Raw genomic sequence first — 18,312 nt, forward strand, 5'->3', positions numbered from 1 at the left:
CTTCAGTATAAGTTATGAATTAATCTACACAAAATAGCGAGACAATCAATTACTTACACTCAAACCTTATCCAAATCAAAAGGCATTTTACGTATGCGTTTGCCTGTGGCAGCGAATATCGCATTGGCTAGGGCTGGTGCAAACGGAGGTAGCCCTGGCTCTCCTACTCCTTTGATTTTAGGTCCCCCTTCTGCCAAAATATGAATTTCAACAATTGGCATTTCTTCAATCCTCACCATTCTATTATCGTGGAAGTTAGACTGTTGTACTTGACCTTTCTCAAAGGTAATAGCGTCTTTGGTCGCTGCACCAATGGCCATAGTTACGGCACCTTCTACTTGAGCTTTTACAGTGTCAGGATTAACAACTGTCCCTAAGTCAATCACAGCGTATACTTTTTCAATCTTTACGCCTCCATTTGGCTTTTTCGAAACCTCCACTACTTGTGCCGCCAATCCTGCAAAAAACTCCCATTGCGCTACGCCTCTTGCCCAACCTTTTGGCAAAGGTTTGCCCCATTGAGATACCTCCTTGAGCTTGAGCATTACACGTTTGGTATCTGTTTCTTTTTGTAAGAGATCCAAGCGAAAATCAAAAGGGTCTTTGTTTGCTTTATGAGCCATTTCATCAATAAAACACTCATGAGCAAATGATAAGGTGGTACTCGTTACTGCACGCCAAGCGGCTAATGGCACATGCGTTTCGGCATGAACGTAATAGTTTTTGATATGAGGAATTTCGTATTGTTGCTCACTAATACCCTCTGTCATGGTATTGTCAGACTTCGTTTTATCGTAGTTCTTATTTTGCGTAGCATTAATGGAAGGCGATATTACCTTATGCTGCAAGGCCAAAGCTTTGCCATCTGCTGTAAGCGCACCTTTAAAGGCTGAAAAAGTCATAGGTCTGAAAGGTCCCTGCGTGGTATCATCTTCACGAGTCCAAATTACTTTAACTGGTTTTCCTACAGCTTTGGCAATCGATACAGCTTCAGTGGCAAAATCTTGGTACAAACGACGGCCAAAACCTCCACCATTAAAGAAAATATTCACCTTGATATTATCAGCAGGAATGGCAAAGGCCTCTGCGACTCTATTTCGTAACAAATCAGGTCCTTGCGACGAAGCCCAAACTTCTACCTTATCTCCTGTCCAGCTAGCTATACAATTCATTGGCTCCATCGGAGAATGTGACACCATCGGCGTTTCATAAAATGCTTCTAGTTTTACTGGAGCTTCTGCATAGTTTTTGTCAAAATCACCTTGGTTATGATCTACAACACCTTCATTTTTAGCCAAATCACGTAATTGCTGTTCAAACTGGGTTGTGCTAAATTGGTCATTTCCTTGATAATCCCAAGTTACTTTTAGTGCTTTACGACCTTTCAATGCAGCCCAATAATTGGATGCGATTACGGCAACAACTTCATATCTGTTTTTACCTAAAACCCTCTCAGCACGCACAACTTGCAAAACACCTTTTACTTTTAGGGTTTGAGTATCATCTATTTGTTGGATTTTTCCACCAAAAACAGGACAACGTTCTACCGAAGCATAAACCATATTTGGCACTTCTACGTCCATGCCAAAAGTAGCTTGCCCTTTCACTTTCAAAGGAATATCCTGACGCTGTGTTTGTTTTCCAATTAACTTAAAATCCTTGCTATCTTTAAGCTTAGGTTCTTTGGGAACCTCCAATTTAGAAGCTGTTTCTACCAAAGCTGAATAAGCTAGTTTTTTACCACTTGGTTTATGGAAAATATTGGCACGTTCGGCATAACACTCATTTACTGGCACATTCCAAGTTTGGGCTGCAGCTTGCAAAAGCATTTCTCTAGCAGCAGCGCCAGTTTTGCGCAAGGTATTATAGCTTGTACGTACCGAAGCACTTCCTCCTGCGGTTTGCCCTCCATATTTTTTATCACCAGAAGTTTGCTTTATCTCGTATTGATCCAACCCCAACTCTAATTCCTCCGCAATAATCATCGGAATAGCCTGCCATGTACCTTGACCAATTTCTGGTTTCGAATTCATGATAGTAATTTTTCCAGTTTTTTCAATGATAACAAACGGAGTTAATTCAAAAGAATCTTCGAGAAAGCTAAGGTTTTCAATGGATTGTTCAGAAGGCTCAGAAGCACGAGCCGATAAACCAAGAATAAAAGCAGCTCCCGAAAGCCCTGAAGCCTTGAGGAAGTTACGACGATTGAGTTCTGTTGATGTGCGCATTACAAATTCAGGATTGAAGTAAAAAAGGACAATCTTTTATTCGAATATACCCATAATTTAAGCTAAATGTTCGAAATTTAGCTTAACAACTTTAAGTTTTAGCTGTAAAAACAAAGAGAGGTTCGTTAGAACTCAAGAGTATCACATTTACGTGTTTAGGGATCTCATGTCCGCAAGAGGCAAAATTACTTTTACCTGTAGCGTCTAGCTTATTTTCTAAAGCATAGTAACATTCTTTCTTACATCTTCACAAAACCTTCCTATTAAGTTAGTAGGCAAAATAAAATTCAACTATTTGGCTTTCGACTTTCGGCAATGGGCTTTCGGCAAAACATATCTGTATTTACCAAAAAATATTTTAAAAACTCTTTGCCTAGTGCCTGTTGCCTAAAGCACACAGCTTAAAGCTTATTTTGCCCTATTACTTACGCTACCTTTTAACTTCTCACCTTACAAATATCTCAACCATTGTTTTTCAGGATGTGAGGCTTTGTATTTGCCATACCACAAGCACAAGGGATACAAACTTAACACCACTCCAATCCATACTAAATAGACTCCTCCTAATGACACCCCTGAACCAATAGCTGGACGCCCAAATTTGAAGACTCCAAACTCCAAACTTTCCCAAGTAAATCCTTGCATAAACACCATTATCAGTGTTAGAGAATGGATTATGTACCAATGAAAGAGATAGTAAAACAGCGGTACTTTTCCATAAACCCCAAAAAATCGCATCAAAGGGGTTTCCTTTCCATCTGTCAACAGCAATATTCCTAAAGCAAAACTGAGTGTCATCAACGTAAAAAGTAATGATGGAGCATACTTCGTGGTATTCACAAATGACAATATGGTAAAAAATGGACTTTCCTGCACCGACCAAGGTCTTGGATCTCCATAAATATTGACTGCTCTAATCACTATAAAAGCTATCAAAGTGAAAGAAAATAAAGTAGTAAGATTTTTTTTCCGTGCCAAAGGATCCAACTCATAGAGACGTCCTACTACAAAACCTGCAAGCATAATTCCAAACCAAGGAAGTACTGGATACATTACCATTATCATGTGGTCGGAGCCAATTGGAAATAGGTTTGGACTGATGAAGAGTGCCCATAGAAACTTCAACACTGGGTTTTCAAAAGCGGGAACTAAGCCTAAGGCATTATGCCCAAAAATTAAAACAAGGGATATGATTTCTAATACTTTAGGTGAAAGCTTGAAAACAAAAGCCAATAATATCATGCCCATTCCTATACTGCCTATCACTTGGAAAAGGAAACTTCTAAACTGTATATCAAACCAAATACCGAATCCGACAATAGTAAATTCAAGTAGTATCAACCACAAACCACGGGTAATCAGAAATCGTTTGGTAGCCTCCCAATCATGATGCTTACGAGAAGATAAATAGGCCGATACGCCCGAAAGAAACACAAATGTAGGTGCGCAAAAATGAGTAATCCATCTGGTAAAAAACAAACTTGGCGTCGTGGATGCCAAATCTGTGGGGTCTTGGGTTATTTCAGAAGTTAACATCAGGTCTCTGATATGGTCAATCGCCATTATGACCATGACCAAACCACGCAAAAAATCTATAGATTGTTGTCTATTATTCTTCATAGTTGAATGTTTTAGAGATTAAATAAAAAGGCTGAAGGGTTCAATCAAAAGGTTTAGTCGTAAGGCACTTTCAACAAATAAAAATGAGGGAAGAACGTCTTGCTTTTCCCTCATTTCATTTTTTAATACAATTTAATCGTCCTGTGACAAAAATCTATTTTTTCAGACAAAAAACATTAGCTCCTTCGCCAAGAAAGACACATTGGTTCTACAAATTTTTCTTTTTCAATTCAGCCACCGCATAATTTGCCGCTCTTGCTGTAATTGCCATAAAAGTTAGAGAAGGATTTTGTGTAGAAACCGACGTCATACAAGCCCCATCTGTCACAAATACATTTTTACAATGATGAAGCTGATTCCATTTGTTCAACAAAGAAGTTTTCGGATCTTTACCCATACGAACACCTCCCATTTCGTGAATATCTAAGCCTGGTGCTTTGTCTGATTTATCATGAGTCTTGATATTCATAAAACCAGCAATAGTCAACATTTCGGTCATTTGCTCATGAAAATCACGAATCATTTTTTCATCATTATCATCATATCCTACCGAAATACGCAATTGCGGTATTCCCCAAGCATCTTTCAGCGTTTGATCCAAAGCCACATAATTACTTTCTTTCGGAATCGTTTCGCCCATCATGTGCGAGCCTACTTGCCAGTTCCCATAGTTCCTTTGATTTAAACTAGCTTTCAAATCATCTCCAAAACCACTGGTATCGTACGCTATGTTTCGGCTTGAGCCAAAGCCAGCGGCATAGCCTCTCAAGAAATCTGTCTCTTGCTTTTGTACATTTCTAAAACGTGGAATATAACTACCATTCGGTCTGATACCGTCTGACATAGTATCTTTAAAACCTTCGTACTCTGCGGTAATAGTCGTCCTAAAATTATGAAACGCAATGTATTTACCCAACAAGCCATTATCATTCCCTAATCCATTCGGAAAACGATGTGACACCGAATTGAGTAATACCAAGTTGGTATTTAAGCAGGCAGCATTCACAAAAATAATTTTGGCATAATACTCTGTCATTTGTTTAGTATGGGCATCTATTACTCTTACTCCTGTTGCCTTGTTTTTTTGCTCATCAAAAATAATAGAATGCACCACCGAATCTGGTCGTAAGGTCATATTACCCGTATTGAGCGCCCAAGGAATCGTTGATGAGTTACTACTAAAATAACCACCATAAGGGCATCCTCTTTGACATAACGAACGATTTTGACACTGACCTCTTCCTTGCTTCAAGTGAATTGGCTGTGGCTTGGTCAAATGCGCACAACGACCAATAATCACAGGACGAGTATTGTTGTAATGTTTCGCCATTTGTTGAGAAAAATGTTTCTCAACACAAGACTGTTCGTGTGGTGGCAAAAACTCTCCATCAGGCAATTGAGACAAACCGTCTTTGTTGCCACTAATTCCTGCAAATTTCTCGACATGACTATACCAAGGTGCTAACTCATTATAGCTTATTGGCCATTCTACGGCAAAACCATCACGGGCTGGTCCATCAAAATCATATTGTGACCAACGCTGTGTACCACGTGCCCACATCAGTGACTTGCCTCCTACTTGATAGCCACGAATCCAGTCAAATGGTTTTTCTTGAACATAAGGATGTTCGTTGTCTTTGACAAAAAAATGGGCTGCATCTTCGTTAAAAGCATAACATCTGCTCACTATAGGATTAGCATCTTTGACGGCTTTTGGTATCTGATTAAGATGCTCAAACTCCCAAGGGTTCATCATGGTTGTTGGATAATCGGTCACGTGTTTGACATCACGACCACGCTCAAGCACTAAGGTTTTGAGCCCTTTTTCACTTAGTTCTTTGGCTGCCCAGCCACCGCTTATTCCTGAGCCAACCACAATGGCATCGAAAGTTCTTTCTTTGATTGAATCTATATTAAAGTATGACATTGATTTTTCGGATAATAAATTGGGGAGAGATAACAAGAATATGCTTTTCAAAAACAACTATTTTACAGGAACACAACCATGATAATAGCCCGGAGCCATATTGAAATGTAGGATATTAGTCATGACATACTCCGAGTTCATGTATCCTCTAATAGTCAGATTTTTCACAAGTGTGACAAAACCCTTAGCGACTGGGTTATCCGAAACAGACATTTCCTTCAATACTTTTTCTCGTTCAGTTTTTGACGCTTGAGAGAAAGGTTTTTGATTCATTTTTTCCGAAAAATCATTACATAAATTTAATCCTTGTGCATACGTCTGTTGGGCTTCTGGACCATAGCAGTCACGAATCATTCGGTCGACTAATACATGAACTTTCAAGGATTTTGCACCAGGCGTTGATGATTCAGGAATGATGGTTTCTACCACTTCGCCCAATAAATCGAGCGAGCCAGAAAAAATTGGTTGAGCCGTTTGAGGGAGACTTTCGGGTGTCCAAGCATGAGCCCAAGAAGGCCAAGCAATAGCCACACCTACAGCCATTGAGAGGTTTTTGATAGCGGAACGCCTTTTCATAGTTAATCAATTGGGTTTAAAATAGCTGATCTATCCATAAGGTTTAGTTATGGACTCTTATCAAATTAACAGATTCTGCCATAAATTCTTATCCCTATCTATCCGCAAAAAAACGAATCGAGTAACATATTGCTGGAGCTATCTTTTTGAGTGCTGTTGAATATATCCAAACGAGAAATTTGCAAAATCTGTTTTGTATAAAATTTAAGCTATTTTTGTTTCCAAAAATCTATTGAAGAAACAATTCCATCATCTTATTTCTAACTATCTATGAAAAAAGTACATTATTTTTCATGTTGCTATTTGTCCAATTTTTTGGATTTGGTGCTACCGATACGATTCAGGTAAATAGTCAGTTTTTGAAAAAGAAAAGCCCGATTGTAGTGGTAACTCCTCAAGCCTATACGACATCTGGTGATAAACATTTCCCTGTGATTTATTTCCTTCATGGCTACAGCGGTAATCATCGTTCATGGGTAGAATCCTCTCCCGACTTCCAACAGCTTGTAGACCAATATCAAATAATTGCCGTATGCGTAGATGGCGGTTACGATAGCTGGTATTTCGACAGTCCTATCGAACCAACTTATCAGTACGAATCCTATATTTCAAAAGAACTCATTCCATTTGTTGACAGTAAGTTCAAAACCAAGGCCGAACCCAATGGACGAGCAATCACAGGATTGAGTATGGGCGGACATGGCGCCTTGTATCTGGGCACTCGCCATCCTGAGTTGTTTGGCGCAATGGCAAGTATGAGTGGAGGGGTTGATATAGCTCCTTTTCCAAACAATTGGAATATCAAAGGTCGACTCGGAAAATATGAAGAGAATAAAGCTGTATGGGAAAAAAATGCTGTAATCAATCAAACCTTTACGCCAGCTCAAACGATTTTGATTGACTGTGGAATTGATGATTTCTTCATTGGTGTTAACCGTGCTTTACACCAAAAGCTCATGGATAATAAAATTCCTCACGAATATACCGAACGCCCAGGAGCTCACAATTGGAAATATTGGTCGGTATCGGTACGAAATCATTTTTACTTTTTCAATGCTTTCTTTAGTGGAAAAAAATAAAAGCTTTTACTAAGTACAAAAAATAGCCCAAGCTTTCACTTGGGCTTTTAATATTTAGCTTTCAGAAGCCATTGACAAATTCATCAGAACTTGGCGACTGCCTAAAGACTTTTCTTGCGCTTTTTCTTTGAACCTTTTTAATTGAACTTTCAACGCTTCGATTGCAATATCCATTGCTTCTTCGAAGGTAGTAGCCATCTCCCTCACAAATAGTGTAGCACCCGGCAAATTGATTTTCACTTCTAACGTTTTACTTCTGACCTTCGTACTGTCCCCTTTATCGAGTCGGAGGAAAACTTCCCCACCGGTGATTTTGTCGTAAAACGTATCCAACTTGTTCAACTTAGATTGGATAAACTCCAACAACTTCTTGTCTGCGTCGAAGTGAATTGAATGCACCTGTAATTTCATACGCACTCTAGTTTAAGGTTAAAAGATAATTTATCTCTCAACGAGGCACTGCTTAATTTTAGTGTATAAAATATAAGGCTGAACAGTTTTTGTATATCTGGTATGATGTGCCAATGACGTTGAGTAGAAAATTGCTCAAGTTTGGAGTTGGGAACTAGCATTACGATACTTTCATCAAAAGGCTAACTCCTCAGACTCCAAACTTATGTTATGTAAAAGCCCCATTCTTTCACAGGACTGAAATACATTATTGAGCGATTTCCTTAGAATGAATTTAGAGGATTAATTTGATATATCCAAGCTCATTTTGCAGATTCTTCGAATAATCAAAACTAGAAATCTTCTATATAACAGAACAAGCTAATAATCTTGAAAATGTACAAAAAATAAGAATTTGTTAAGATTTTATTATATTTTATCCAAAAAAATAAAACTTTTCCGTGTTATTAAACCGTAGATTAAGCAGTTATTAACTCTGTATCAGGCTTTTTCCATTCTATTCGGAGAACCTTAGCTCTCAAATTTATGCTCTCAAAAAACCCTAACCAATAGAGTTGCTGGTTGGAAAGACTATCGGTCGGTGACTTTACTTCTATAAATTGATAGTCGCCATCGTCCCAAATAAAAAGGTCGGGAAAGCCTCTGACATTTTCACGAAGATTGCGAGCCATCTCCAGCATTACTGCCTTCACTTGCTCACTCGAAAGACGTTCTAATAAAGTAATCACTAAAGGAAATAAGCCTCCGTACCAGTCTACCAAGGGATTGGTAATACCATATTTTTCAAAGAAAACTCGATTCAAAAAGACATTCCAAGTGTCGGGGTCTTCCAATATTTCGAGACGTTCTTCCATCTTTTGCCTACGCTTTTCAAAAAATGTTGGTTTAAACAAATCTGAAGGCGAGCGTTGAAGTGGATGATGAATAGCCATACTCTCCGTATCAAAAATAATATCCCAAAAAAGCAAGCCAAATAAACTTCTCCAAAGGTGATTTTCTGTGAAAGCAGCTTTCTTATGCAGTTTTTCAAAATGGTCTATTACTCCAAACTCAACTTGACGTTGCCATGATTTATCCAACGCCAACACATCTGCCTTATGAAGCTTATCTGTCACCGCTTTTTTAACTTTCTTCTTAGCATTTTGTGCTTCTAGCTTATTAAAAAAATCAAGGGCAAAAACTGTTCATCCGCATTTTGTGGCTCCGAAAGAATTTGCTCACACAAGGCTTGTGCCTCTTCATTATTTTTGATTTTGTGCAAAATACGTACTTGTCTTTCTCTGGATGGAGGCTCTGGCGTAAGTCTAAATACAGGCAAGGCTAGATCTGGTAATTTGGCCTTTTCAAAATAACTCCCCACTTTCAAGGCAAATCTTGCATAGCTGGGCTGGGCTATCTCAGAAAGTGATTCCTTATACTTTTCAGTCCAAGTCATAAACCAGTGATATATCTCTTCTGGCGCTATGTTTTGCTCCTGCATTTCATAAAAATCTTCTCTCGCCAAACTCACTTTGAATTTATCCTCCGCCTCTTGTCGACTCTGAAAATGTGGAACCAACTGATCCATATCGTAGTGTTCATAAGTCTGAAAGCCCAAATCTCGCACCACAAATTCGGTCATATCGCCATAACGACTTCCGAAGAATAAGAACTTGAGCATCTGTACTTCCTCCTCGTAATTGACCTTAATAATAGCAGGTTTTTCTGCTATTTCAGGATTGAGCCACGCCACCATTTCATCAAAAGTAGCCGATTCTAAAAGCCAGTCTAGGAGCTCCTCTTTTTTAAGTCCATTTTTACCCTTAACATCCAAATTCAACATTTTGGCTAACTGAATCAGCTCAGTCTTGTTAAGAATATCCAAAACATTTCCTACCCAAGCAATATGCTCATGACTAAGCCCAGATATAAAATTTTTAGTGATTAAGATATCCAGCGTGGCATCAATATTTTCGATTTCTGAATATTTCAATTTATCAGTTTTGAAAAACGAACCCCTACGATTTGAGAAACGAATATATAAACATTGTTCATCTTCGCTGAGCGCTTCAAATGCCTGAATAAAAGCATTTTCCTGCTCATTGAGAATGAGGGCATATTTCTGTTTGACAAAATCCAACAAATACTGAAAATAGGTTAAATAGTATTTAGGAGGAAGTTCTTTTTTCTCGATTGGTATCATAAAATTGTATTGAGCTTCAAAAGTAATATTTGCTATAACAGAACGGATTTAATGCTCGAATAATTCAGGAAAGAAGAATACATGAAAGGTTTTAGTCAAAATAGTACAAATACCGAAGCTCGACTTTGTATTATTTCAATATTCTTGTAAAAAATGTAACTTATTGCATAATCTCTAATTAAAAATACTCAAATGATTGTGTTTTTTCGTGAATTATTCTTGAAAAATGTATATTTGCCACGAAGATTTTTAAAGGAAAGTCAACGAAGCATCAAGATTATAATAATTTTACAAATTATTAATTTCACGTAATATTATTTTGAAATAACTAGACGTTTCGTAATTTTTCTTTGTTGATTCACAAATCTCCCAATTATAAACAACTATTAACATAAGAAAAAAAATGAAGACTGTCAATTCCTTCAATTTTGCAGGCAAGCGTGCGTTAGTTCGTGTTGATTTTAACGTTCCATTGAATGAACGTTTCGAAATCACTGATGATACTCGTATTAAGGCAACTATTCCTACAATCACCAAAATCCTTAATGATGGTGGTTCGGTTATCTTGATGTCACACTTGGGAAGACCAAAAGACGGTCCAACTGAAAAATATTCATTGAAGCACTTAGTAAATCCATTGTCAGTAGTATTTGGTCGCAAGGTAAAATTTGCTGACGACTGTATCGGACAATCGGCTATCGATCAAGCTGCTGAATTGCAAGCAGGTGAAATCCTTTTGTTGGAAAACCTTCGTTTTTACAAAGAAGAAGAAAAAGGAAATGTTGAGTTTGCTGAAAAATTGTCAAAATTAGGCGATGTTTGGGTAAATGACGCCTTCGGTACTGCTCACCGTGCACACGCTTCAACGGCTGTGGTAGGTCAATTCTTCGAAGACCGCGTTTGTGGATATGTAATGTTGGCAGAAATCGAAAATGCTAACAAAATTTTAGAAAGCGCTGAGCGTCCATTCACAGCTATCATGGGTGGTTCTAAAATTTCAGATAAAATTTTGATTATCGAGCGTCTTTTAGACAAAGTAGATAACCTGATCATCGGTGGTGGTATGACTTATACTTTCTCTTTGGCTGAAGGTGGCAAAATTGGTAAGTCTATCAACGAACCAGATAAAGTTGAATTAGCAAAATCATTGTTGGAAAAAGCTGAAGCCAAAGGTGTAAAAATCTATATGCCATTAGACAATACTTGTGCTGATAACTTTAGCAACGATGCAAACCGTCAAATCGTAAATCGTGGCGAAATTCCTGATGGCTGGGAAGGTCTTGACATCGGTCCTGAATCGGTAAAATTGTTTAGCGAAGTAATTGCTAACTCTAAAACTGTTCTTTGGAACGGTCCAATGGGTGTATTTGAATTCCCTAACTTCGCTATCGGTACCAACGCTATCGCTGATGCAGTGGTAAAAGCGACTGAAGAAAACGGTGCATTCTCATTAATCGGTGGTGGTGACTCAGCTTCGGCTGTAAACAACGCTGGCTATGGTGACCGCGTATCTTACGTATCTACAGGTGGTGGTGCATTGTTAGAATACATGGAAGGAAAAGTTTTGCCAGGTGTAGCTGCTTTATCATAAGCCACTTAGCTTTTTCTAATATAAAATTAAGATAAGTGAGGTAATTTTTACCTCACTTTTTTTGTTTCTATTTCATAAGGATTTAATGATGGATTGCGCTAAAAGTGATACTTTCGGGTGGATTTTTCTAAATAGATTTATTGAAATCTCTCTCAGGCTCAATCATAAATCCCTCAATATTTTTGGATATTTTGTAGAATGAAATTTCAAACAGCCCCCATTAGCACACACGCCCAATATTTGCTGAATGACAGTCGCCAGCTTTCATCTCCAAGTTCTTCTATTTTCTTTGCCATAAAGGGGCTTCATCATGATGGACATCAGTATCTCGACGATTTATACCGTAAAGGCGTTCGTGAATTTGTGGTCGAAAAATCAGCTTGTAATATAGGTGTCATGCGAGAACTTTCTCAAATGCCAGAGGCAAAGGTTTGGCAAGTAGAAGATAGCATTTTATCTATGCAAGAAGTGGCGGCGCAGCATCGTGCTCAGTTTACTATTCCTGTCATTGGAGTAACAGGAAGTAACGGCAAAACGGTCGTAAAAGAATGGCTGTCGCAACTATTGGCAAATCGTTTTCAGATTGTCAAAAGCCCTAAAAGCTATAATTCGCAGATTGGTGTGCCTTTGTCGGTTTGGCAGATGAATAAAGCTCATACGCTAGCCATATTCGAAGCAGGAATTTCTCGTCCAGAGGAAATGGAGGCTTTGCAAAAAGTCATTCAACCAACTATCGGCATTTTCACAAACATTGGTACAGCTCACAATGAGTTTTTTGCTGAAACAAGTCAAAAAATTCGAGAAAAAATGAAGCTGTTTCAACAGTCCAAAACTTTAATATACTGCTCTGATTACGTTGAGATTGACGAGATTGTAAAAAAGGAATTCATTTTTGAAAATCCTTCATGCAAAATCCTTTCATGGTCGCGAGTTTTACCATTTGGTATTAGGGTTGATTGGGAGGTTGGACTTCAAAATACCTTGGTTACGCTTCAGCTAGACGACCCCGATACTGAAAAAGAGGATTTACCATTTCAAGGTGGACATGCGATGAAACTCGATGTCCCGTTCACAGACGAAGCCTCTATTGAGAATGCGATTCATTGCATTGTTTCTATGATTCATTTGGGTTATAATGAATTAGAGATTCAAGCTCGTCTGCAAATCCTTCGTCCCATTTCGATGCGACTTGAAATGAAACAAGGAGTCAGAGGAAATTACTTAATTGACGATACCTACAATAACGATTTAGCAGGTTTGACAATCGCACTCAACTTTCTTAATCAGCAAAAGCAAAGAGAAACAAAAGTATTGATTTTGAGCGATTTGCTTGAAACAGGAGTTGTCGAAAGCGAGCTTTACAAACATATTGCACATTTGGTCAAGGCCAAACATTTGGATATGGTCATTGGGATTGGCGAAATTATTACCCGCAACTGTGGTTTGTTTTCAATTCCTGCCAAAAATGGAGTGCACGAAGGAGCGCTACATTTTTTCAGAACGACCCAAGATTTTCTTGAAAGTAGGCTCATCAAAGAAATCAAAGATAGTGTTATTTTGGTCAAAGGGGCACGCAAATTCGGCTTCGAACAGGTAGTCAGTAAATTGGTCAAGAAAACCCACGGCACTATTCTCGAAATCAATTTGGATGCTATCACGCACAACCTCAATTACTACAGAGATAAAATTGGTCAACAAACCAAAATTATGGTAATGGTGAAGGCCTTCGCCTATGGTGCAGGAAGTACTGAAGTTGCCAATCTATTACAGTTTCATGGGGTAGATTATCTAACGGTAGCCTATGCAGACGAAGGTGTAGCTTTAAGACAAAATGGCGTTTATTTACCTATTATGGTTATGAACCCCTCTCCCAACGATTTTGAGCAAATTATTCAATATAATCTTGAACCCGAAATCTACAGCAAACGCATATTAAGGGAATTTTCAGAATATATCGATGAACATCATTTAACTGCCAAAATCCACATCAAGCTCGACACAGGAATGCACCGTTTGGGTTTTGAAAAGCACGAATTGCCTGCTCTATTAGAAGTACTAACCTGTAATCCCAACCTTTGGGTGTCGACCATTTTTAGTCATTTGGTTGGAGCAGATGGTGCCGAACATGATGATTTTACCAGAAATCAAGCAGCGCTTTATACCGAGATGGCAAACGAGATTTCTGAAGCAATTGGCTATTTTCCTTCAAGGCACCTAGCCAATTCGGCAGGGATTGCACGTTTTCCTGAAGCACGTTTGGATATGGTTCGTTTGGGCATTGGGCTATATGGCGTAGCTGCTACCCCCGAAGACCAAGCGCAATTACAAACCGTAGGTACGCTAAAAACGGTCATTTCCCAAATAAAAACAGTTGATGCCAACGAAACTGTAGGCTACAGTCGCAAAGGAATCCTTAATCGAAAAACTAAAACAGCCACAATTGCAATCGGCTATGCAGATGGTTTTGACAGAGGATTTAGTCGCGGCAATGGCGAAGTGCTAGTACACGGAGTTCGCTGTAAAGTGATAGGTAATATCTGTATGGATATGTGTATGATAGATGTAACCGATGTGCCAAATGTACAGGAAGGAGATGAAGTCATTATTTTTGGGAAAGACTTATCGATCATTGAGCTGGCTCAAAAAATAGATACTATTCCTTATGAAATTTTGACCAATGTAAGTGAACGAGTCAAGCGAGTTTTCTTCCAAGTGTAAGAAAAAAAGAAAAACGGTGTCAGCAGAGCTGTCACCGTTTTTTAATAACCCTTCAGAACATTATTCTTACTATCCAATTATTAATACTAATTATTCTCTAAAGATATAAAAATGGTTAATTTTTTACAAGACAAAGATATAAAAACTTTTCAAACTATTGCAAGTAAATTTGCAAAAAATTGCAATAGTTTGAGACCTTTTTTCAAAGTTTTGCGAAAAAAAACTTTCCACTCTAGGATATTAGCAAGAAATAATTGTAAATTTGACCACTTATTATAATAAAATAGAAGTGCTTGCAATCTTGGGCAAGCGTGGGCCATTAAAGGTTTAAAGGTATGCTTAAAGAAGAACGTCAACAACTAATTCTAGAAAAGTTAGGAACTGACAAGAAAGTAACATTGGTAGAGCTGGGGCAGTTATTAAATGTCTCGTATGATAGTGTAAGGAGAGATGTTATAGAGCTAGAAGACCGAGGACTTTTGAAAAAAGTACATGGGGGAGCTATTGCCAACTCATACTTATCAATGAAGGCAAGTCGTGGCTTGGGTATTGCTAACAATGAATTTAATATCATTACCAAAAAGGCTCAAAAACTGATAGAAAATCATTCTATCGTATTGATGGACGGAGGGACAACCAATTTTTACATTGCCGAACAACTCCCTAAAAGCCTGGAAATTACAGTTGTAACTAACAATCCTCATTTAGCAACGGCATTGGCTGAACACCCCAAAATTGAAGTGATCTTACTTGGTGGCTCATTTTATAAACGGTACCAAATAACTCTGGGAAGTAAAACCATGCAGGATTTGGAGCATATCAATGCCGATCTATACTTCATGGGCATCAACAGTATCCATCCACAAAAAGGATTAGCTATCAGACAATATGAGGAATCTCTACTCAAACAAAAGATGATGAGCGTTGCTAAAAAAACAGTAAGCTGTGTGATTGAGGAGAAAATGAACCGTGTAGAAAACTATAAAGTATGTGATGTAGACGATTTGGATTATCTGGTAACAAGCCTTAATCCAAATGAAAAAATACTACAACCTTTCAAGGGAAAATCAGTAGAAATACTATAGTTTGCATGAGATTGCAAATACTTGCATAAAAAAAAGGTGTTATTGCTAACACCTTTTTTTATTTTATGGAGACCTTAATTACTTAAGAGCAATTGGCATTTGTGCATGTGCTGTTAGAATTGCGCTTGCAACTAATAACAAAGCACCAAGAACAAAGAATAAACCAGGTTTTGTGCCAGGAATACTCGAAGTTCCCAACGTAGAATCGTATGGGTTTTCAGGATTAAAGCGAACCTCAACTTTTTCACCCACTTGACTGATTCTTGGCATTCCAGTCTCAGATTCAATTTTGAAAGTTCTTCCTTTGAAGCTAAAAGACACAACAGGAAAATAAATCGGCGACTGACCCATTTTGTCACTACGCTCGTAACGTTTACTTACCTCTACAATTTCACCTTCCGTAATTTGTGAATGCTCCAACCATGATTGACGCTTTCTAGCAATTACTAAACCTAATACTATCAGTGCAACAGAAACTACCATAAATATAACCATTACCACTGGAGGTACACCAGTGAATGGCTGAGTCGGACGACCCGAGATTAACAAAATCGAAGCAAACACGCTTTCCATACTCTTCTATGATTTTTAGTGATTATCTAAACCATTGGTTACTTAGACCATTTTATAATTCAAATATCCGACTAAAGTATCAGAAAATCAAGCAGTTAAAACTCCTCCACAAAATTTCAACATCTTCTAAAATAACCCACAAAGCCTTCAATTTTATCTTTTTTCAAAGGATTTATAGAATTTTATAACCTATTTTTTTAGAAATGAATATTTTTTTGAAAAAATACATTGATTTTGCACCCATAGTTGCCTTAAAAAATATTTTTTGATTTATGGTAATTATTTATTGCACTTTTTGTAGTTAAATACTTCATAAATCAACCATTCGCAGAGTCAAAATACAATTTGATAATGATAGAGGATTCATATTTACCCTGTTTTTGTTAAAAAAGTATATTTTTCAATAAAACAGGGCAATAAAAATAGTATTATCGCTCAAAAACATAAAAAACTATTTTTTTTACAACTAAGTAAAATCAGTTTTTTAACAAATCTCAAATATGAGTATTTATTACTAGACTACAGCCAACCTTTTCGTTTAAACCCAATCAACATTAAAATCACCATGACAATCATGACGATCCAAACAACAGGGTAACTGTATTTCCAGTGCAATTCGGGCATATTATCAAAGTTCATCCCATAAATCCCAGCCACAAATGTCAGAGGCATAAAAATGACCGAAATGACCGTGAGCACCTTCATAATATTGTTCATTTTATTGCTCACTTGCGAAAGATACAAATCCATCAGGGAGGCAATCAAATCACGATGTGAATCAATATTTTCAATCAATTGTGAAGTATGATCAAGTACATCTCTAAAATAAAGTGAAGTATAATGCGTAATACTTGGGTAGTCCTCACGTAGGACAGTTGCTATCATTTCTCGCAATGGATAAATAGATTTTCGCAATGCCATTTCTTCCCGTTTCAAACCATATAATTCTCGCATTGCGATCGGTTTGGCATCTTGAATAATCTCCTCCTCCAAACGCTCAATCTCATCAGAAAGGCAATCTAAACACATAAAATAGTTATCTACGACTAGGTCTATTAAGCAATATATCAAGTAGTCGACTCCATTCTTACGAGTTTTACCTGCCGATGCCACAATTCGATTTTGAACAGGTAGAAAAATATCGGTGGTACGTTCCTCCTGAAATGAAAGGACACAATTATCAATCAGGACTAAACTCAAATGCTCGCTTTCAATTTCTCGTGTAGAAGCATTATAATTGAGCATTTTGAAGGTAAAAAAGAGTTGATTTCCTTCATAAGACTCAAATTTTGGTTTTTGCTCAGTATTCATGATATCCTCCAAAATAAGCGGATGCAAATTGAATATTTCACCAATTGTTGCAATCACTTGTGGTTCGTGAATACCGTCGATATTAAACCAATGCCTTTTATTTTTACTTAATTCTAGCTGATTCAAATCCGAAAAGTGTGGAATTTGACATACTTTATATTCTTCATTGTTATATTCTACCCAAGTGATTTTGGTAGCATAATTTACGTCCGCTCCTACATAGGTAAGTGTACCAGGTGAAGTGCCTAATGTTGTTTGAGAGTTATTTCTTTTACGTTTGGACATACCGACATTATTGAATTATGAGCATGAAACCTTCAATACAAAACCTTATCTTTCAACAATTTAATTACTCAAACCCACTTTTCTGTTACGCTTATTGATGGATATTCATCAAAAGAGTTAAAACAATTTTAGATTTGGCAACTCTATTTGTGCTAAGTTGAGATAGTTTTGTGGCTATCAAATAATAGTTTTTAGATCTTTGTCAAAGATAAATGTTTAATCGAAAATCAAAACAAAACCATAGGATGCAACACGTAGAACATATTGGTATTGCAGTGAAGAGCTTGTCCGAATCCAATAGCTTATTTAGTAAATTACTGGGCGTACAACCCTATAAACAAGAAGGCGTAGAATCAGAAGGAGTTTTAACTTCTTTTTTCCAGACAGGACAAACAAAAATTGAGCTTTTAGAAGCAACGAATCCAGATAGTCCTATAGCAAAATTCATTGAGAAAAAAGGCGAAGGTATACACCATATTGCCTTTGAAGTCGAGGACATTGAAGCCGAAATGACGAGATTAAAATCAGAAGGTTTTATATTATTGAACGAGGTGCCTAAAAAAGGTGCTGATAACAAATTGGTATGTTTTTTACATCCAAAATCAACAAATTCAGTATTGGTGGAACTGTGCCAAACTATTAAATAAAGGGTAATATTCATAAAGTAAAAAGGAGCTCTTCAAATCAATGAGAGCTCCTTTTTATTGTTATCAAAAATCAGGGTTC

The 18,312-nt window shown here is 37.5% G+C and carries 14 protein-coding genes; 5 read left to right on the forward strand and 9 right to left on the reverse strand.

What is annotated here, in order from left to right; translation table 11 throughout:
* Positions 1-59: 59 nt before the first annotated feature.
* The 4 genes from BWI92_RS03905 to BWI92_RS03920 form a co-directional block, all read right to left on the reverse strand.
* Entirely contained in the window at positions 60-2,228 is a 2,169-nt protein-coding gene (locus BWI92_RS03905) for a molybdopterin cofactor-binding domain-containing protein (protein WP_095160825.1), read from the reverse strand.
* A gap of 450 nt (positions 2,229-2,678) precedes the next feature.
* Complete coding sequence (locus BWI92_RS03910) at positions 2,679-3,848, reverse strand: DUF1624 domain-containing protein (RefSeq protein ID WP_095160826.1); 1,170 nt, start codon at positions 3,846-3,848, stop codon at positions 2,679-2,681.
* Between the two features lie 208 nt (positions 3,849-4,056).
* Positions 4,057-5,775, reverse strand: a complete 1,719-nt coding sequence (locus BWI92_RS03915; RefSeq protein WP_095160827.1) for a GMC oxidoreductase — start codon at positions 5,773-5,775, stop codon at positions 4,057-4,059.
* A 57-nt stretch (positions 5,776-5,832) separates the two neighbouring features.
* A complete protein-coding gene (locus tag BWI92_RS03920; RefSeq protein ID WP_095160828.1) occupies positions 5,833-6,351 on the reverse strand; it encodes a gluconate 2-dehydrogenase subunit 3 family protein in 519 nt (172 codons plus the stop codon).
* A 293-nt stretch (positions 6,352-6,644) separates the two neighbouring features.
* On the opposite strand from BWI92_RS03920, the gene BWI92_RS03925 reads away from it, so the two are divergent.
* Entirely contained in the window at positions 6,645-7,430 is a 786-nt protein-coding gene (locus BWI92_RS03925) for an alpha/beta hydrolase family protein (RefSeq protein ID WP_095160829.1), read from the forward strand.
* Positions 7,431-7,484: 54 nt separating this feature from the next.
* Here BWI92_RS03925 and hpf read toward each other — a convergent pair whose 3' ends face one another.
* From hpf to BWI92_RS03940, 3 genes are all read right to left on the reverse strand, one after another.
* Entirely contained in the window at positions 7,485-7,841 is a 357-nt protein-coding gene (hpf, locus tag BWI92_RS03930; RefSeq protein WP_095160830.1) for a ribosome hibernation-promoting factor, HPF/YfiA family, read from the reverse strand.
* A gap of 458 nt (positions 7,842-8,299) precedes the next feature.
* Positions 8,300-8,956 (reverse strand): VRR-NUC domain-containing protein, encoded by a 657-nt coding sequence (locus BWI92_RS03935; protein WP_095160831.1) that lies wholly within the window; start codon positions 8,954-8,956, stop codon positions 8,300-8,302.
* Positions 8,957-8,991: 35 nt separating this feature from the next.
* Positions 8,992-10,023, reverse strand: coding sequence for a hypothetical protein (locus BWI92_RS03940; protein ID WP_095160832.1), 1,032 nt, complete (start codon positions 10,021-10,023; stop codon positions 8,992-8,994).
* Positions 10,024-10,426: 403 nt separating this feature from the next.
* Between BWI92_RS03940 and BWI92_RS03945 the strand changes: the two genes are divergently transcribed.
* The 3 genes from BWI92_RS03945 (at position 10,427) to BWI92_RS03955 (ending at position 15,417) form a co-directional block, all read left to right on the forward strand.
* Positions 10,427-11,614 (forward strand): phosphoglycerate kinase, encoded by a 1,188-nt coding sequence (locus BWI92_RS03945; RefSeq protein WP_095160833.1) that lies wholly within the window; start codon positions 10,427-10,429, stop codon positions 11,612-11,614.
* Between the two features lie 198 nt (positions 11,615-11,812).
* Entirely contained in the window at positions 11,813-14,332 is a 2,520-nt protein-coding gene (locus tag BWI92_RS03950; RefSeq protein WP_095160834.1) for a bifunctional UDP-N-acetylmuramoyl-tripeptide:D-alanyl-D-alanine ligase/alanine racemase, read from the forward strand.
* A 335-nt stretch (positions 14,333-14,667) separates the two neighbouring features.
* A complete protein-coding gene (locus tag BWI92_RS03955; RefSeq protein WP_095160835.1) occupies positions 14,668-15,417 on the forward strand; it encodes a DeoR/GlpR family DNA-binding transcription regulator in 750 nt (249 codons plus the stop codon).
* Positions 15,418-15,495: 78 nt separating this feature from the next.
* Here the strand turns inward: BWI92_RS03955 and BWI92_RS03960 are convergent, their stop codons facing one another.
* Both BWI92_RS03960 and corA read right to left on the reverse strand, forming a co-directional pair.
* Entirely contained in the window at positions 15,496-15,990 is a 495-nt protein-coding gene (locus BWI92_RS03960) for a DUF3592 domain-containing protein (RefSeq protein ID WP_095160836.1), read from the reverse strand.
* A 519-nt stretch (positions 15,991-16,509) separates the two neighbouring features.
* Entirely contained in the window at positions 16,510-17,586 is a 1,077-nt protein-coding gene (corA, locus tag BWI92_RS03965; RefSeq protein WP_095160837.1) for a magnesium/cobalt transporter CorA, read from the reverse strand.
* A gap of 245 nt (positions 17,587-17,831) precedes the next feature.
* On the opposite strand from corA, the gene mce reads away from it, so the two are divergent.
* Positions 17,832-18,233, forward strand: a complete 402-nt coding sequence (gene mce / locus BWI92_RS03970; protein WP_095160838.1) for a methylmalonyl-CoA epimerase — start codon at positions 17,832-17,834, stop codon at positions 18,231-18,233.
* The last annotated feature ends 79 nt before the right edge of the window (positions 18,234-18,312 follow it).

It is taken from the genome of Flectobacillus sp. BAB-3569 (assembly GCF_002270355.1).
GTDB lineage: Bacteria > Bacteroidota > Bacteroidia > Cytophagales > Spirosomataceae > Flectobacillus > Flectobacillus roseus.

Excerpts from the sequence above, each read along its gene's own strand:
- BWI92_RS03950 (WP_095160834.1), top strand. The coding sequence starts at position 11,813 with ATGAAATTTCAAACAGCCCCCATTAGCACACACGCCCAATATTTGCTG.
- BWI92_RS03960 (WP_095160836.1), bottom strand. The coding sequence starts at position 15,990 with ATGGAAAGCGTGTTTGCTTCGATTTTGTTAATCTCGGGTCGTCCGACT.
- corA (WP_095160837.1), bottom strand. The coding sequence starts at position 17,586 with ATGTCCAAACGTAAAAGAAATAACTCTCAAACAACATTAGGCACTTCA.
- BWI92_RS03910 (WP_095160826.1), bottom strand. The coding sequence starts at position 3,848 with ATGAAGAATAATAGACAACAATCTATAGATTTTTTGCGTGGTTTGGTC.
- mce (WP_095160838.1), top strand. The coding sequence starts at position 17,832 with ATGCAACACGTAGAACATATTGGTATTGCAGTGAAGAGCTTGTCCGAA.
- BWI92_RS03920 (WP_095160828.1), bottom strand. The coding sequence starts at position 6,351 with ATGAAAAGGCGTTCCGCTATCAAAAACCTCTCAATGGCTGTAGGTGTG.
- BWI92_RS03940 (WP_095160832.1), bottom strand. The coding sequence starts at position 10,023 with ATGATACCAATCGAGAAAAAAGAACTTCCTCCTAAATACTATTTAACC.
- BWI92_RS03905 (WP_095160825.1), bottom strand. The coding sequence starts at position 2,228 with ATGCGCACATCAACAGAACTCAATCGTCGTAACTTCCTCAAGGCTTCA.
- BWI92_RS03915 (WP_095160827.1), bottom strand. The coding sequence starts at position 5,775 with ATGTCATACTTTAATATAGATTCAATCAAAGAAAGAACTTTCGATGCC.
- BWI92_RS03925 (WP_095160829.1), top strand. The coding sequence starts at position 6,645 with ATGTTGCTATTTGTCCAATTTTTTGGATTTGGTGCTACCGATACGATT.
- BWI92_RS03945 (WP_095160833.1), top strand. The coding sequence starts at position 10,427 with ATGAAGACTGTCAATTCCTTCAATTTTGCAGGCAAGCGTGCGTTAGTT.
- hpf (WP_095160830.1), bottom strand. The coding sequence starts at position 7,841 with ATGAAATTACAGGTGCATTCAATTCACTTCGACGCAGACAAGAAGTTG.
- BWI92_RS03955 (WP_095160835.1), top strand. The coding sequence starts at position 14,668 with ATGCTTAAAGAAGAACGTCAACAACTAATTCTAGAAAAGTTAGGAACT.